Source organism: Salipaludibacillus agaradhaerens (assembly GCF_002019735.1).
Classification (GTDB): Bacteria; Bacillota; Bacilli; order Bacillales; family Salisediminibacteriaceae; genus Salipaludibacillus; species Salipaludibacillus agaradhaerens.
On the sequence record NZ_KV917378.1, the window covers coordinates 2,063,592 to 2,079,487 of the forward strand.

Below are 15,896 nucleotides of genomic sequence, written 5' to 3' on the forward strand. Positions count from 1 at the left end.
TCACCTCTCTATAACGGGCAATTTCACCGTTACAACTGTTTTAACATCTGGAATACTCTCTATCGTCACCCCATAACCTTGTCCATATTTTAACTTGATCCGCTCATTTACATTTATTAAACCAATTGAATCAGATGTACTCTCTCCCCTATCCAGCTTACATAAAATCCGTTCTAATGTTTCTTCACCAATCCCCTTTCCATTATCCTCAATTTGAATCAGTAAGGTGCTATCCTTTTCTTTCATTCTAACTACGAGCCTATTATCATTGCTATTTTGTTTAAAGCCATGGATTAAAAAGTTTTCGATAAGGGGTTGTAAAATAAAGGGTGGAATTAAATAACGATTCAATTCTTCATTACCTGCAAAAAAACTGGTAAGTTGCTCTGGAAATCTAAAACTAAACAACTCAATATATTGCCGGGCATGATTTTGTTCCTCTTCCAATGTGACTAATTCTGCTGTTTGTAAAGAATGGCGGAATAATTCAGATAGTTGAACGATCATCTTCGCAGTCGTCCGACCACCTTCTGCTAAAGATTTCATCCTGATTGCTTCTAACGTATTATATAAGAAATGTGGATTGATCTGCGCTTGAAGACTTGCAAGTTCCGCCTCCTTCTCTTTTATTTTTGACGTATACACCTTATTAATGTAATTATTCAATTCATCTAATGTCTCATTAAATGTCTCTGAAATCACACTTAAATCATCATTGCCTTGTCTAGTATCAATCTTTATCTTTAAATTACCTTCTTGGACTTTGCGCATTTTTGTGACAATATGATCCACACGTTTCGAGTGACCCCTTAGAGAAAAGTAAGGTAACACAATAGCGATCACAGTTAACACGATAATGATTAATAAGATCGTAATTTTATAGGTGTATAATGAAGCCAATTCCTTTCTTGGTATAATGGACGTAATCATTAAATTGCCCACTGGTTCCACAGATGTTTGAATATAATATAAATCATCTAACTTAACCTCTTTTTGTACAGTCCCAAAACGGATGTCTTCTAAAACACCTTCCGTTAAATCTCCATGCAGAAAATACACATTCATCTCTTCATCAGTTACGAGAAATGTTCCTTGAATCGTATCGTCTCGAAGGGAAAGAATTCGTTCAACATTCTCGTAGGTAAAATGGATGGAGAGTGTACCTAATCTTTCTAAGTAAATAGGATCATTTATTATTTCTTCAACCGTATAAAGAGTCGAATTCCCCTTTCCATCAATATCTTTTCTTGTTCCTTGTTGTGTGTTTTCATACCAGCGTAAGTGATTAAACAAATAAAAATACTCGGTACCAAGAGTTTCATTTTTAATATCCAGAGCAACGACGGTGTCATCTCTAGAAAAATAATTTTTTACATAAATATCAAAGTTGTACGGAACAAAGGAGTCACTATTTGCAAATTTTTCGAGCCTGTAGCCGATATATTCTTCATAATCATGCTGTAAAGCAAATGCCAAGTCTTGTATTAAATCTTTCTCAAGATATAAATTGCGAACTCCCTGGGATACAAATTGATGCTTCTCATGAAAATCTGATTTTATTTCATCTATAATCGTTCCATGTTTATCTATCTCTCTCTGAACAATAAAATCAGAGTAATAATTGGAGAGAAATAAAAATAAGCTGGACATTGTTAAAATTATAATCGTGGAGTAGGTAAAAAACACTCGGTGAAATAATTTTCCGCTTATTCTTCGAAAAAAACTTAATGTTTTCATACTTTCTTCTCCTAACTTGTGAACGAACAGGGAAAAGAGACTAGATACTAGTCTCTTTTTCAAGTTTTCAGATTACTATTTCCACTGTTTTTATTTCATAGGGGGTAAAGTTTAATTTTATAGGGGCATTAGTGAACTCCCCCTGAGGAGATGAATACTCCTCCTCTATTAACGTTACTTCACGCCATTGTTTCACATTATAATAACTCCCCAACTGAACCTGTACCTGTGTTCCTTCCATTTCATGAAGTCTTACTATTAAGTGATCACTGTCTTCAGCTTTCTTTACTGCATCAATAATTACCTGGTCACTTGAAACCGTGAGAAATGACGCGGTAAACGGCACTGAAACCGCACCAGGAGTAGCCACCAGTTTGTTGTTTAAATAGGTTGCTTCCCGCTCTACGTCATGCTTATGTGTAACACCTGCGAATGGATAAAGGGAGTAGGTGAACTGGTGAATCCCCTCATCTGCTTTAGGGTCTGGATGGATCGCACCTTTTAATAAGGAAAGAGCGATAACATTATCTTTAATGGCGTACCCATACTTGCTATCATTCAGTAAACTGACGCCATAATTCGGTTCTGCGAGGGCTGCCCACTTATGCCCAACAGTTTCAAATCTCGCCATGTCCCATGATGTATTCCAATGGGTTGGGCGCTTCACATTTCCAAACTGAATGTCATAGATTGCTTCTGTCGTACGTACTGCAATTGGGAATTCTACTTTTAATAAGTTTTGGCGCAAAGACCAATCCACTTCCGTTTCAAAATCGATTCTTTTAGTATGATGATAGCAATGAATATGTTGGCTAATTTCTAAATTTCCTTGTTTCCAATTAAAATGAAGTGTTGTCCTCAACGGCCCATTATCTATTATTCTACACCCTTTGAATGTTTCAATAGTAGAATATTTCTCCTGATAATATAAATCGATATCCCAAGCATCATGTGCCAAAGGCTTATCTTCATATAATTTTAAGGTATTTCCTGTTTTTCCGGCCTCAATTAATTCTCGGTTGGAACTCTTATCAAAAATACTAGTAAACTGACCGTTAGCATTCCACCGAATCTTGTAATAAGGGGTGTCCCATGTCCGTTCTTCCAGAGAGACATGGCTGAGCACTGAATTCATCTGTTCCTTTTCTATTCTATTTACACGAATCTCCTGGAAGGCGAAAGGTTTACTCTTCTCAATTAATAGCAGGGACTCTCCATTAGCTGTTACCTGACTTACTAGGTTAGTTCCTTCCACTTCGAACCTATGTTTCTCGTAGCCATTCGGTACTGTTACAAGAATTGGGTTATGATATTGATGAAAATGTGAGAAAGTTAAGTTATTCTTTGCTTCATGCACTATTTCCTGTTGCTGGGATTCAACAATTCCCTTATTTATTCTAGCAACTTCGTTATAGTCTTTATAGGAATCTTCATACACCTCAGTAATGGAGGAGCCAGGAATAATATCGTGGAATTGGTTTAAGAGCACCATTTTCCATACTTTTTCTAAGGCAATGCTAGGATAGTGGTTCCAACCATTTTCAAGGCTGTTCCATGTGGATAGGATTTCTGTTTTTCTTAAGGCATTCTCTAATTTTCGGTTCATTTCTTTCATTTTTGCTTGGCTCGTATAAGTTCCACGATGATACTCCAAATACAGCTCGCCGTCCCATGTGTGAACATACTGATCAGTGTTCTTTACATTATCATGCAGTTTCTCAAAGTAATCTCCTACTTTCGTTGCAGTGATCTTTGGCAGACTAGGCATCTCATTATACTGCCTCTTCAACTCCAGCATCTCTCGATTGACTCCTCCTCCTCCATCCCCATACCCATAGGCTAAAAGCAGATCTTGGTTAATCTCCTTATCACGGTAGTTTTTCCAGATCCCCTTCACTGTTTGAGCAGTGATGAGACCATTGTAAGTATAAAACCAAGAGTCCTCCGCTCTTCCTGGTTCTGGTGTTGTAATAAAATGAGTTAATATTTCCGTCCCGTCGATCCCCCGCCAATAAAACGTATCATGAGGCATGCGGTTATACTGATTCCAGCTAATTTTCGTTGTCATAAACGTATCAATGCCAGATTTCTTCAAAATTTGAGGTAATGACCAACTATAACCAAACACATCTGGTAGCCAAAGGATTTTATTTATTTTTCCAAACTCTTTCTTAAAGAAGTTCTTACCATAGAGTAGTTGGCGGACGAATGATTCCCCTGACGGAATATTACAATCAGCTTCTACCCACATGCAGCCTTCCACTTCCCATTGGCCGTCCTTTACTTTTTCCTTAATCGCTTCAAACAGCTCTGGTTCCTCTTCCTTGAGCCATTCGTACAATTGTGGCTGGCTTTGTAAATACGTATAATCTGGATACAGCTCCATTAATCTCAAAACAGTTGAAAATGTTCGTTTTGCCTTTTCTTTCGTGTGCTTTGTTCGCCACAGCCAGGCAAGGTCAATATGAGAGTGACCGATCGTATGAATAGTAACATTATCGTGTTTTTCAATTTCTCCCATTCTTTTGTTAAGTAAGGCTAACGTCTGCTCAAGGGAGGTATAAAATTGATCGCTTCCAGGGTACGACCAATCCACTTTTTTAAAAGCAGTGTCCAGACTTGCAAGTAAAGAAGCGTATGCCGGGTCATTCGTATCTTGACTCCTAAGAGTATCAACGATGGCTTTGGATTTATAGTACAATTCATCTACCTCTTCATCCAAAAAGCCATACCACGCCTCTTTCAAACGGTAATATTGCTCTTGCGGGTGACCCCCACCTTCCAAGCCAGACCACATCATAATGTCAAGTTCTACTGTTTTTTCCTCAGCATCAGCTGGTAAAATCACTTCTTGATGATTGGAATCCACTCCTTGAAATGGTACTTTATTCACATAAATAAGGGATTCAAACCCAGAGTTATTCCCTCCTCCTGTCCGTCCTAAATCAAGATATACGACTACCTTTTTGCCTGACCAGGCTGCCGGTATCTTCAATGTCTTGTTTAGCCAAATATACGTATCCCTTCCACGCCAGCAGTCGTTCACTTTCATTTTTTTATCTGTGTAAGAGTTAGGAAGAATTGTCTCCTTCCCTGTCTCCGGCTCATACACGCGGAAGAAGTCAATGTTCTTTGATTCACGGTAGCGGTAGCGGTCCAATTCGTTTACACGATTTTGCAGCTTTTCGAACTTATAGAACACGGTTATCTAGCTCCTTACCTTTTTGACGTTCTAAAGGACTTCCGGGGACATAGATCCCCATCTCGCTTAAAATAAATTCACTGAACATGGAATTAGCCCAGGCAAACCACGAACGAGTATAGTTCTCTGGTCTGTCCGCATCAAATCCTTCATGCATATAATAAGTAGACCCATGAGTGTTTTTAAACGTAGCTAAAATACGATCCTTTTCTCCTCTTTCAACGGCAGTCATTCCTTGAATTGCTAAAGCAATATGCCATACATAATGATCTGGGGTATGAGGACTTCCTATTCCAGATGCTTTTCCCCCCTCATAGTAATAAGGATTATGCCGACTTAGAATAAACTCTCTCGTATTTAAGTAGGTTTGATCCGTCGGTGCAACATATCCAAGATAAGGCATGGAAAGTAAGCTTGGAACATTTGCATCATCCATCAGATTGACATGTCCGTCTCCATCTGTTTCATACACATAAATTTCTCCAAATACAGGGTGATCAACTTTCCCGTATGTTTCAATACCTGCTTTTATCTCCCGGGAAAGTTTCGTGACTTTTTCAGCTAGTTCTGTCTCTTTCATCACAGTTAGCATCTCTCTCGCGTAATCTAGTACTACTACCGCAAACATATTGGCAGGAATCAAGTAACCATATAGACACGCATCATCACTGGGGCGGAATCCAGACCATGTCATCCCCGTTTTGACAGAATATCCACCTTTGCCATTTCGAAGTAGGGTATCTGAAACGCGGCAATCATCCCGTTCAAACAGATAAGGGGAATTCTCCTCATGATTCTGTTCCACCTTCCAAACCTCATAAATTGCTTCCACGACTTTCTTCAAAGTCGGGTTTAAAATCGAATTGTCTCTCGTTGCCTTCCAATATAAATACGCCAATTGGATCGGATAGCATAAGGAATCCACTTCATATTTCCGCTCCCATATCCAAGGGCTCATTTTTGTTCTGTCCTGATGATGCCCCTTATTATCTGCCGTTCGATTAAACGCATTGGCATAAGGATCATGAAGGATATACGCCCATTGCCGCTCAATCACTTGCTTGAGCATGGAAGCAATTTCTCGATCTTCCGATGCGACAGTTAAATAAGGGCGTACTTGGGCAGAGGAATCCCTTAACCACATTGCTGGGATATCACCAGTAATGACAAATGTTCCCGCTTCATCTTCCTTTAAAGTGGTTTCATAGGTGTTAATAAAGCAATTTTCAAACAGTTTTTGTATTTCTTTGTCATTCGGATACATATCCTTTACTCGATTTATAACCCTTTTTAAGGATGCTGGAATTTTTTTGTACTCCGTTGTCATCTCATATTCCCCTTGTTAGTTTATTAAAAAATTAATCCGTTACGCTTCTATTAAAAGCGTTACTATTTCATATGGTTTCACCTTGATGTTAGCTGTACCTTCCCCAACTAAATCTAGCTTTTCTTCTAAAATAGTCGATCGATAAATACAGTTGTCATCTTCCGCTTTTAGGAAGAGTTGTTCTGTTTCACTCCCAGGATTAAACCAGCGCATCACCATACTTTCGCCATCAAGGGATGGTTTGCAAGCTGTCATAACAAGTTTGTCGCCTTCCCATGTGAACAGTTCTTTCACTTTTGAGGCGTTTCCTTTCTTTTGATTTGTTTGTATGACAATTGATGTTAATGGATAATGATAGGCTGTTAAATAGGCTCCAGATGAGAGAATGTCTTTTTGATGGGGAATCACCATATATTCAGCCTCATTCTCTCCAAGGCATTGTGCTTCTGGGGTATCAAAGACGCCCCAGTCTCCCAGTTCACCAACTGACCTTAATACTGTCAGGGCGATCGTGTTATCATCCTTAATTTCATATTCATGAAGTCCTTTTCCAGCAACAGTTAACCCTTTTTCTGAATTATTCAAGCTGACAAGCCGCTGCATATGGTGGTCGAAAGAAGGATTAAGCCACTGACTTTCAGGCTTATTTGGACGTATCGCTAGTTCATAAATGCTATCTGCATAATGGTTAGAGCAACTCCTACCAATTGGGAATAGAACACGAACACGATGATCTTTCGCACGATTATTCATGGTCATTTTTACTTTCAATCCTTCCCCTTTCCTCTCTAGGGTCATAACGGATTTCACTATTAGTTGTTCCATCTCTTCACTTCTACCAGCTTTCCGATCTGAATGCCAAACAAGGTTTTCTTTTTCAAGGTTTAAGCGCTCGTCAGCCTCCTTAGGAACAGAAAGGGAAGATGTTACTTCAATTGAAGCGATATCTCTCGTGTTTTCAAGCACGTTCATCGTGACATGACTATTCTCTGTTGTAACACGGGTATCATCACCTGAAGCTTTAAACATGTACTCATTACCGATATCCCCAGTATCCTCCAATATTCCAAGCTGGTTATATTCCAGCCCAGATCGTTTATCCACTAACGTATAAGAGCCATTGTCATGAAACTTAACGAAGATATTTTCATTTTCTAATTTAGTTTCGTCCTCCTTCCAAATGAAAGCTTCCTCTTCTTCCTTGTTACCTTGCTCAATTGGAACAAGGAAACATCTTTCATACCCCACCGTATTGGATGAGTGGTATAAGAAGGTAACTTCTATTTCTCGAGCGTAATAAGGTCTTCTGAACCTATCATGGGGAAGGTCATAACCAAAATTCACCCCTAAATCTTTTACCGTAACCGGTACTGTCGAATGATCTGCTCGTTCCAATATATAGGAAGGTAGTATTTCGCACTTAAGTTTCCCAGGTATATCCTTAAAATTAATTTCGTCAAAGTATATTTTATTAACTGCGACCTTCTTCTTGATCACTTCTGTCCTTGCTATTCCGAACGTTTGGAAGACTACTAACGGAATCGCGCCCTCCTTTTCATGGATCGTATCAATGGCCGTGGACATTCCCCTAGCTTCCTCCTCCACGAACTTTAAAGCTCCTTTTTCTACCTTGCTAAATCTAGTAATCATTTCGCGATGCACAGAGTCAACACTACAGCCACAAATACTGTCATGTGGGTGATTCTCCATCAACAGTTTCCAGTAATATTCTGTGAAGTCTTGATGAAATTTCTTATCAGAAATGAGCAACCCTAATGGCTCCAACACCCGTTCCAGTAATGTTTGACAGCGGTCATTAGCCTGCTTCAAGTAAATTCTTGATGACGCTGTATTTACAAGGGTTGACCATCCATCTGTTTTTTGATTGCGCAATTCTCCCCGTATTGTTTGCAGACTCTCCGGAAGTTCCTCCTTTAATTCCTCGATATACTGTTGAAAACTGGAATGTTTAAATTCTACTTCTGGAAAAAGCTCTTTTGCCACTTTAATCGCATCGGTGACATTTTTCTGCAGAGGCTGGTGGTCACACCCATTCATATAAAGGAGTTTCGAAGTAGAAGCGAATTTTTCCGATTCCTTCAACTTTTTCTTCCAATATTTTTTTGCCTTTTCTGTCTCCACCGGAATCTCATTTCCATTGGAATACCAGTTAGCAAATAATACCCCCAGTATAGAGGAACCATCAGGAGACTCCCAGTTTAATTCAGAATACGGTGAGGAATAACTGTCTTGATGAAATACCTGGTTATTAAATCCAGTCGGTGTCACTCCTCTTCCAAAGGCTGCAACATCGATTTTTGCCTGCTTCAATAATTGAGGTGCTTGGCCATATATTCCAAACGTGTCAGGATAGTAACCAAGATTCCCCTCTTGTCCAAAAGCCTTCGTTGTTTTCATCCCATAAAGAAGGTTCCTTACATTCGCTTCTGAACTTGTTAAAAATGCGTCCTGCAAAATATACCAAGGACCAATAATTAATCTTCCTTCCCGGATATATTTTTTCACTTCCACTTCTTTCTCAGGACGGACTTCGAGATAATCATCCACCATGATCGTCTGACCATCTAAATGAAAGCTGTGGAAGTTAGCATCTTCTCCTAATTTCTCCAACAGATCATCAAATAACTTTATTAAATAATACCTGTGTTCTTCTAATGACATGTACCATTCCCGGTCCCAATGGGAGTGGGATATAATATGAGCTGTTTTCTTTTGCATCATGTCGTCCCTCCAACAATAGATTCAGGTTGATTCTGTATCTCACGAAAACGATTTAAAGAGACTTTCATCACCCAATAGGATGGCATGACTCCAAGAGTAAACAGGATTAACCCTGGTATGTGATAGATTAAATAACCTACTAAAGTTAAACCGATGGCAATTAGTATATTTTGCTTAAAGCTTAGTAGTGTGATGATAAATGGTTGTATTAAATAGTTTTTAAATGTTTGGTTAAAATGAACGTAGTAAGAAAACAAGTAAAAGAAAGAGAACAAATAAACCAGTGACAATATTATTAGTAACATACTGCTCAATAAAGCAAACATGCCGTTGATTTGAGTCACCAGATAAAGGTCATACAGAAGAAATGTTCCTATTACTAAATAAACCCATCCTAATCCATTGACCTTCCAGAAATTTTGTCGATAATACTGATGGTATTCTCTATACATTGGCTGGTCCAGTTCTCCCTGGAGCCATTTTCTTGTTATAGCAAACATAGCCGCAGTTGCCGGGAACACTCCTAACACAACACCACCTAGTAAAATATGACTTAACCATAGCCAATTTAATTGCATCATTCTCCATATCCAAAAACTAGCTTCGGTGAAGAAACTTCCTATATGATTAAACATCTCGATCACCTCTTCCGTACTTCTCCATCCAAACATACGCAGCGCCAAATAACTGTGCTTTATCCAAGTGATGACAAAGTGTCACTTTCGGCCGTACTTTTGCAAATGGCTTTGCATCAAACAAAACATCAAGGTGGGCAGTTAACTCCCCCATAAAACATGCTTGGCGGGTAATTCCACCCCCGATGATTATTTCATCCGGATCAATCATATACTGAATCGTAAACACCCCAGTAGCCAATGTTCGAAAAAAGATATTGATTGATTCCTTCGCCTGTTCATGATCTTCAGCATGTTCAAATACAAGCGGTCCCGTCCAATTCTCATAGTAGGGAGCTGTCTGTCTTAATCTTCTCGTAAGAGCAGAAGCTGAGCCGATCTCACTCCAAGTGTGGAATTTCTCACTAGTGTTCGAAACAGGAACATATCCAAATTCTCCGCCATGTAAATTGGCTCCTTTATGAAGTTTTCCATTAATGACAATGCTCCCTCCAATTCCCGTCCCACAAACGATACAGACAAAGGTGCTCACCCTTTTCGCTGCCCCATTCCACATCTCCCCAAGCGCGACACAATTTGAATCATTTTCTACTGTGGTAGGGAGCTGAAAATAGTCCTCTACCCTCTCCCGAAAATTCCCCTCATGCAAGAAAGAAACGGCACTGTGTCCGTCTATCTCTCCTGATTCTGATACACTTCCTGGACTGCTGATGGCTATCCCCTGAATTGTTGAACGTTTTTTTTGGTGGGTGAAATAAGAATCTACCATGGAGTGAAATTGACTTAATGTTTCGGGAGTGGGGTACTCTTGTCTATCCGTTAACTCCCCATCCATCGAAACGAAACCAATTTTTGTAAACGTACCACCGATGTCTACTGTCAATAAGCCGATCATATCTCTCACCACTTTTCAGGAAGCTGATTTTTTTCTGCTACTTGTTTAAACCAATAAGCACTCTTTTTCTTTTTTCGAGTTTGTGTCTCTAAATCGAGTCGAAGCAATCCATACCTATTCTTATATTCATTAAGCCAAGACCAATTATCGAGAAATGTCCATACATGGTAACCAAAACAGTTGGAACCTTCTACTATCCCTTTCTGAAGCCAACGGAGATGATCTTCCATGAAGGTTATACGATAGTCATCCTGGACTTCCCCTACTTCGTCCAAAAATGCCTCTTCACCTTCCACCCCAATACCATTTTCAGCTACATACCATGGAATATTCCTGTAGTTATCTCGAATGTTTAATGCAATATCATACAATCCCTTCTCATAGATCTCCCAGCCCCGATGGGGATTGATCTTTGCCTCCGGCCATTGATATGGCTTAAAATACTTGTCTAATCCGCTCTCTGTTCCTTTATCCTTCCCAGCCTGCACTCGCCTGGGCTGGTAATAATTCACTCCTAAAAAATCAATAGTATTGCCCTTAATCACATCTAAATCCTCATCTGTATAGGGATCATCAATTGCTTCCTTCTCTAAAAACTCTGTCATTTCCAATGGGTATCGCCCTAACACCACCGGATCCAAGAAGCTTCGATTAAAGAGGATATCGGCCCATTTCGCAGCTTTCTTGTCCTCGGGCTGATCACTCTTTGAATAACTTGGTGTTAAATTTAAAATGATTCCTATCTCACCACTAAGACCAGACTTTCGAAAAGCACTGACTGCCTTCACATGGGCTAGTAAGGTGAAATAGGCGGCATGAACTGCCCGCTTTATATCATAAACACCAGGAAGGTGCTTATCATTTAAGTAACCCATTTCAACCGGTACAATCGGTTCATTAAAAGTTGTCCATGTATCTACCAGATCGCCGAACGTTTCAAATGCCACTTTGGCGTAATGTGTAAAGTCATCTACGATCCCCTTATTTTCCCACCCTCCTTTCAAATGCAGGCGATACGGCATATCGAAGTGATATAAATTGATGATAGGCTTGATCCCGTTATCTCTTAATCTACTGAATACATCCCGATAAAAAGTTACCGCTGCGGGGTTGATTGTTGTACCATTCGGCAGTAACCTCGCCCATGAGATCGACGTTCGAAATGAATTAAAGCCGATGGCTTTCATCGATAAAATATCTTCTTTATATTGGTTGTAAAAGCTTGAAGTCGTGTCTGGTCCAATCCGTTGATAGAATCTTTCAGGCTCCACCTCAAACCAGTAATCCCAAACTGTTTTCCCTTTTCCATGTCTACTTCCTTCACCTTCTAATTGTGGACTCGAGGCAGCTGCCCCCCACAAAAAGCCCTCTGGAAATCTATTGTTCATTTATCATTAACCCCTCCCTCAAAAGAAATCGCTTACACACTTATCATATAAAGAAAAAAAAGGACTTTGAATATATTTCATCTAAGTCCTTTAATAAACGCAGAAAAACTTTAAAATAGACATTAAATTATTTCTAGTTGGTGATTATTAAACATTTTGACGGGGATCTTAGCTAAAAGCCATATGTTTCAAACTCATATATTCTTGCTGCCTGATCGCCACCTTGTGTCGGTTGGTGAACCGTTAGGCGGACATATCTAGCTTTCGTTAATGGAACCGAATGTTCGCTCACCCCTGATATATTGTTTGTTACAGATACTGTATCTTCCCAAACCTCTCCATCTACACTCGTTTCGATCGTAAATGCTTTAGTATTGAATGCGGCAGGTTCTCCTCCAGCTTCAGCATGCTTAATGACAAATTGTGATAACTGATAAACATCACCAAGATCCACCATGAGCCAATGATTCAGGCCTATCGCACACCATTTACTGTTGCCCGAAACTTTTCCATCTACCGCGTAACTTGGACCCTCATTTGGAGCACATTGCCCACTTGCTGTAGCCTCCTGATGCAAAGAGAGATTTCTAACATCACCGGCATCCTCTGAAATAGTGATAAAGTTTTCCTTTAAAATTGTATCTTCTCCTTCACTATTTCTTGCATATAAGCGAACGCTGTACGTTCCCTCCTCTTCATAAATGACCGTTGGATTCAATTCCTCACTTGTGGAAGGTGTTGCTCCTTCAAAGAACCACTCTACTTCCTCTGTAGCTTCTGATGATTGATTAAAGAATTGAATTTCATCGCCAGGTGCGACAAAAGTTCGACTCACCGTAAAATCAGCCTTTGGTTTTGGGAACGCCGGCCATTCATATACCTCAGTTATTCCTGCACTTCTAGTGAAATCTTTGCTGACAGCAACTACTTCAATGCCCGTTGAAGTTTCATTTCCATCTCTTCTTAAGTCCGGAACAAATAGCACATTATTAGGAGTTGCCCCTAAAAACACTTTTTCACCATTCTCCAAATATCGGTAAACTTCATAATGACGTACTTCTCCACCACCTTCCCAAGACAAAGCAATGTCTGCATATAGCCCTTCAGTAAACGTTGTGCTTACATCAAAATTTTTTGGGGGTGCAGGGACGATCTTCTCTTGATTTTTACTAGTCACCTTTAGTTCTCCAACATTAAGCTGATAGTCTAAGATTACGTCGGCACTATCGAAAAATAAGGATAAGCTAGCAATCGTCTCCCCATCAAATTTCTTTAATTTAATCCGTTCTGTCACCCAGTCATTATGGCTTTTCTTACGAAGATCGAAGAATTCAAACTTATCCTCCTCTCCCTCAAGACTTATCCCTACTTTCATATTTGGTTTCTTAGTTGAAGCTTTATAGGTAATTAAAATCTCAGTATCTTTATCAACTTCTAAATTCATTTTATATAATTTTATATGAGTTGCATTTTCAGGCGATAACTCTCCATACACTTTTAAGGAACTTCCCCCGAAATAAGCTTCTTCCCAATCAAAATCGACTGACATTGCTTCACCATCACTTTCGCGAATCCAACGCCATGTGGGAAGAACATCCTGTAAGCTTCGATTATTCCACGATTGATCTGATTTCACTGCTCCTTCTACAGCAAAAAATTGCCCACTCCCTGTATTAAAATGTGTCACAAACGGCTTTTCGTGAATAGCCGTCGTTTCAGTGAAATAATGGGCCATTCCTTTCCAACTATCTGGATTGTCCTCAGTTTTCGTAGGATCACCTACTTGTCCTACCCAAAACGCCTGTTCCTTCACATAGAATTCTTGTATGTTACCTGCTGCTTTAAATGCCCAGTCTGGTCTGTATATTCCTAATGATGTATAAGCTGAGTCCCCCTCTGGAAATAGGTTAGCCCAGTTTACATACGTATTCGGCCCATCCCCCTCTACATCAATACCTGAGTACAAGTCATATGGATTTCGCCCCAATTCCAAAGCCTTATCGTGAGAACTCTTCTGACTGCTATTCCACCACCAGAAATTTAGGAACATACTATCCGCAACTTTAGTATCTCCCTCTTGTAAAAACATTTTGTTATTGTCGTTTAAATAGTTTTGCCAGCGAATTTCCCCAGAGGAAATCATCGAATCATACCACATAACATGCATTTCTTCTGGTTTGTTTTTTTGTAAATAAATGAGAAATTCTTGCATCTTCACTGCTGTCTCGGGAGTTCCACCTTCTGTTTCCTGATTGATAAACCATCCATCAAATCCATAGTAATCCGCTACTTCCAACAATTTATCCGCAGCAGGGAATGAGCCATCATCTCGTTGAACCAACATTTGCTCCACCCATTCCTCTTGTCCACCGTATACGCGTGGTGGAAAAAAGACGTTTCCCAAAATTGGTACCCCATTTCGGTGGGAGGCATCAATAACATCTGCACTTGGGGGCGTAATAATTCCCTCTCCTGCGGAGCCTGCCCAATAGACCATTAAATCAACGTACTGCCAGTAACTGAACGTGTTAGCAAAAAATTTATTATCCCCTTGCGAAGGAACGCCACTCGTATTAGGATTTAGTGCAGACAGTGCTACTAGCTTTGCATCTGTTTGCTGTGTTTCATTAACAGAAAACAACACTTCTCTCTCAGCTAGCGGGACCGTACTACGATTGTATTTAGAATGGGGATCGGCCTCCGGACTCCACTCTAATAACTGGTCCGGGTACCAGTAAGAAGATTCAGGTTGAGCTAATGTGTCTTCTGGAAGTAAGAAAGAAAACAAAATTATAAGTGAAGTTAATAAAAAATAACCTTTCAGTCTCATAATATCCCTCCTAGATTTAATAAAAATAAGTTTGACGTATCAGCCTTCTAACCTTCATTCACCTCCTTAAGTTAACCCCACACAAAAATAAAAGCGCTTACATTTTAACGCCCGTTAAACAAGAAAGCTCTCTTTATCAATCATTGTTGGAATTAAAAATCAAGTCAATGCTCTATAGAAAGTAATATGATTTTTACAATAAATCTATATTATTTACATTAAATTGAGTTATGGCCTTTTATAGTGCTGGAGAATAGATCTAGTTTTTGAATGTATATGTATCTACTGCATCGCACAGATTTGTTTCCCAAAACAATACAGCTCCCCAGACACCATTCATCAAACTGCATCAGTTTGGTAGAGTCTAGAAAACTGGATATGCGAACAGGTTCATTCAACTGTGGCCTCAGAGGCAAGAGTGATCTTTACGAATCAGCTCCTTATCAATGCGCTAATCGGTACATTTTCTACGGCTCTTAGTGTTTGAATCCCATAGTCACTTTCGTAATCAATTTTTATATCCTTTTCCACGCTATACTTTTTACTTGTACCATATCCATAACCTCCTAAGTTATGAAAAGAAGCCTTGAAAAAAGCACAGCATGGGGCTTCATCAAGCCATTCATCCACATGTGTGCTCTTTCTCTAGCTATTTTTTCGCTTATCACAGATAATCAAAATAGAGAGGGGTTTGCTAAATCTCTTAAGGTAAGAGCTAACGGACACTACTGTCCTGATTACTAAACGTCCAATCATTAGGAAAAGAACGAAAACTCTACTTCATTGAAGGTTTGTTTTACTAAGGAGAGTATTTAGTATGCGATTATGATTTTGAGAGGGATTGGGAAACTATTTTTTCAATCCACGAGTGTACTCGTGGATATGTAGGATGACATCTAAATGATGTATTAATTAATTGCCCTATATGTTTTCCAAGCTAGTTCAAATGTCATTTGGAAAAATTGAATCACTCCTGCTCTTTCTAGCTCGTTATTCACCTCTTTTTGAGATTCTAACGTACATCTTTCATTTCATCCATCAATAGGTTCCCCTCTCTAACTATAGCAAGTAAACAAGTCAATTACACTCTAATGGTTATTATAAGTATTTGTATTTTGCGTTGTCACGAAATACAAAGTA

At 39.4% G+C, this 15,896-nt stretch carries 9 protein-coding genes and 1 pseudogene; all 10 read right to left on the reverse strand.

The features are described 5' to 3' along the window. Nucleotides 1–1,737 (reverse strand): sensor histidine kinase, encoded by a 1,737-nt coding sequence (locus tag BK581_RS09690; RefSeq protein ID WP_078577987.1) that lies wholly within the window; start codon nt 1,735–1,737, stop codon nt 1–3. Between the two features lie 67 nt (nt 1,738–1,804). After that, nucleotides 1,805–4,939 carry an alpha-mannosidase gene (locus BK581_RS09695; protein WP_078577988.1) on the reverse strand — a complete coding sequence of 1,045 codons (3,135 nt, stop codon included), beginning with the start codon at nt 4,937–4,939 and terminating at the stop codon, nt 1,805–1,807. Continuing rightward, nucleotides 4,929–6,266: a glycoside hydrolase family 125 protein gene (locus tag BK581_RS09700; protein WP_078577989.1), complete on the reverse strand. Its 1,338-nt coding sequence runs from the start codon at nt 6,264–6,266 to the stop codon at nt 4,929–4,931. Before BK581_RS09700 ends, BK581_RS09695 begins: the two co-directional genes overlap by 11 nt. A 39-nt stretch (nt 6,267–6,305) precedes the next feature. Further along, nucleotides 6,306–9,008, reverse strand: coding sequence for an alpha-mannosidase (locus BK581_RS09705; RefSeq protein WP_078577990.1), 2,703 nt, complete (start codon nt 9,006–9,008; stop codon nt 6,306–6,308). Beyond that, nucleotides 9,005–9,643 (reverse strand): YesL family protein, encoded by a 639-nt coding sequence (locus tag BK581_RS09710; RefSeq protein ID WP_245829204.1) that lies wholly within the window; start codon nt 9,641–9,643, stop codon nt 9,005–9,007. The genes BK581_RS09705 and BK581_RS09710 overlap by 4 nt, the downstream gene beginning before the upstream one ends. Then, nucleotides 9,636–10,538, reverse strand: coding sequence for an ROK family protein (locus tag BK581_RS09715; RefSeq protein WP_078577992.1), 903 nt, complete (start codon nt 10,536–10,538; stop codon nt 9,636–9,638). Before BK581_RS09715 ends, BK581_RS09710 begins: the two co-directional genes overlap by 8 nt. A 5-nt stretch (nt 10,539–10,543) precedes the next feature. Next, nucleotides 10,544–11,926: a glycoside hydrolase family 1 protein gene (locus tag BK581_RS09720; protein WP_078577993.1), complete on the reverse strand. Its 1,383-nt coding sequence runs from the start codon at nt 11,924–11,926 to the stop codon at nt 10,544–10,546. A 172-nt stretch (nt 11,927–12,098) separates the two neighbouring features. Continuing rightward, nucleotides 12,099–14,756 carry an endo-beta-N-acetylglucosaminidase gene (locus tag BK581_RS09725; RefSeq protein WP_078577994.1) on the reverse strand — a complete coding sequence of 886 codons (2,658 nt, stop codon included), beginning with the start codon at nt 14,754–14,756 and terminating at the stop codon, nt 12,099–12,101. Nucleotides 14,757–15,188: 432 nt separating this feature from the next. Further along, nucleotides 15,189–15,386: a hypothetical protein gene (locus BK581_RS09730; RefSeq protein WP_078577995.1), complete on the reverse strand. Its 198-nt coding sequence runs from the start codon at nt 15,384–15,386 to the stop codon at nt 15,189–15,191. A gap of 278 nt (nt 15,387–15,664) precedes the next feature. Further along, nucleotides 15,665–15,757: pseudogene (locus BK581_RS20580) on the reverse strand (nucleotidyltransferase substrate binding protein); the annotation flags it as partial. Nucleotides 15,758–15,896: the final 139 nt, after the last annotated feature.

Coding starts and splice junctions, on each gene's coding strand:
- BK581_RS09690 (WP_078577987.1), bottom strand. CDS start 1,737: ATGAAAACATTAAGTTTTTTTCGAAGAATAAGCGGAAAATTATTTCAC.
- BK581_RS09700 (WP_078577989.1), bottom strand. CDS start 6,266: ATGACAACGGAGTACAAAAAAATTCCAGCATCCTTAAAAAGGGTTATA.
- BK581_RS09705 (WP_078577990.1), bottom strand. CDS start 9,008: ATGATGCAAAAGAAAACAGCTCATATTATATCCCACTCCCATTGGGAC.
- BK581_RS09710 (WP_245829204.1), bottom strand. CDS start 9,643: ATGTTTAATCATATAGGAAGTTTCTTCACCGAAGCTAGTTTTTGGATA.
- BK581_RS09715 (WP_078577992.1), bottom strand. CDS start 10,538: ATGATCGGCTTATTGACAGTAGACATCGGTGGTACGTTTACAAAAATT.
- BK581_RS09720 (WP_078577993.1), bottom strand. CDS start 11,926: ATGAACAATAGATTTCCAGAGGGCTTTTTGTGGGGGGCAGCTGCCTCG.
- BK581_RS09725 (WP_078577994.1), bottom strand. CDS start 14,756: ATGAGACTGAAAGGTTATTTTTTATTAACTTCACTTATAATTTTGTTT.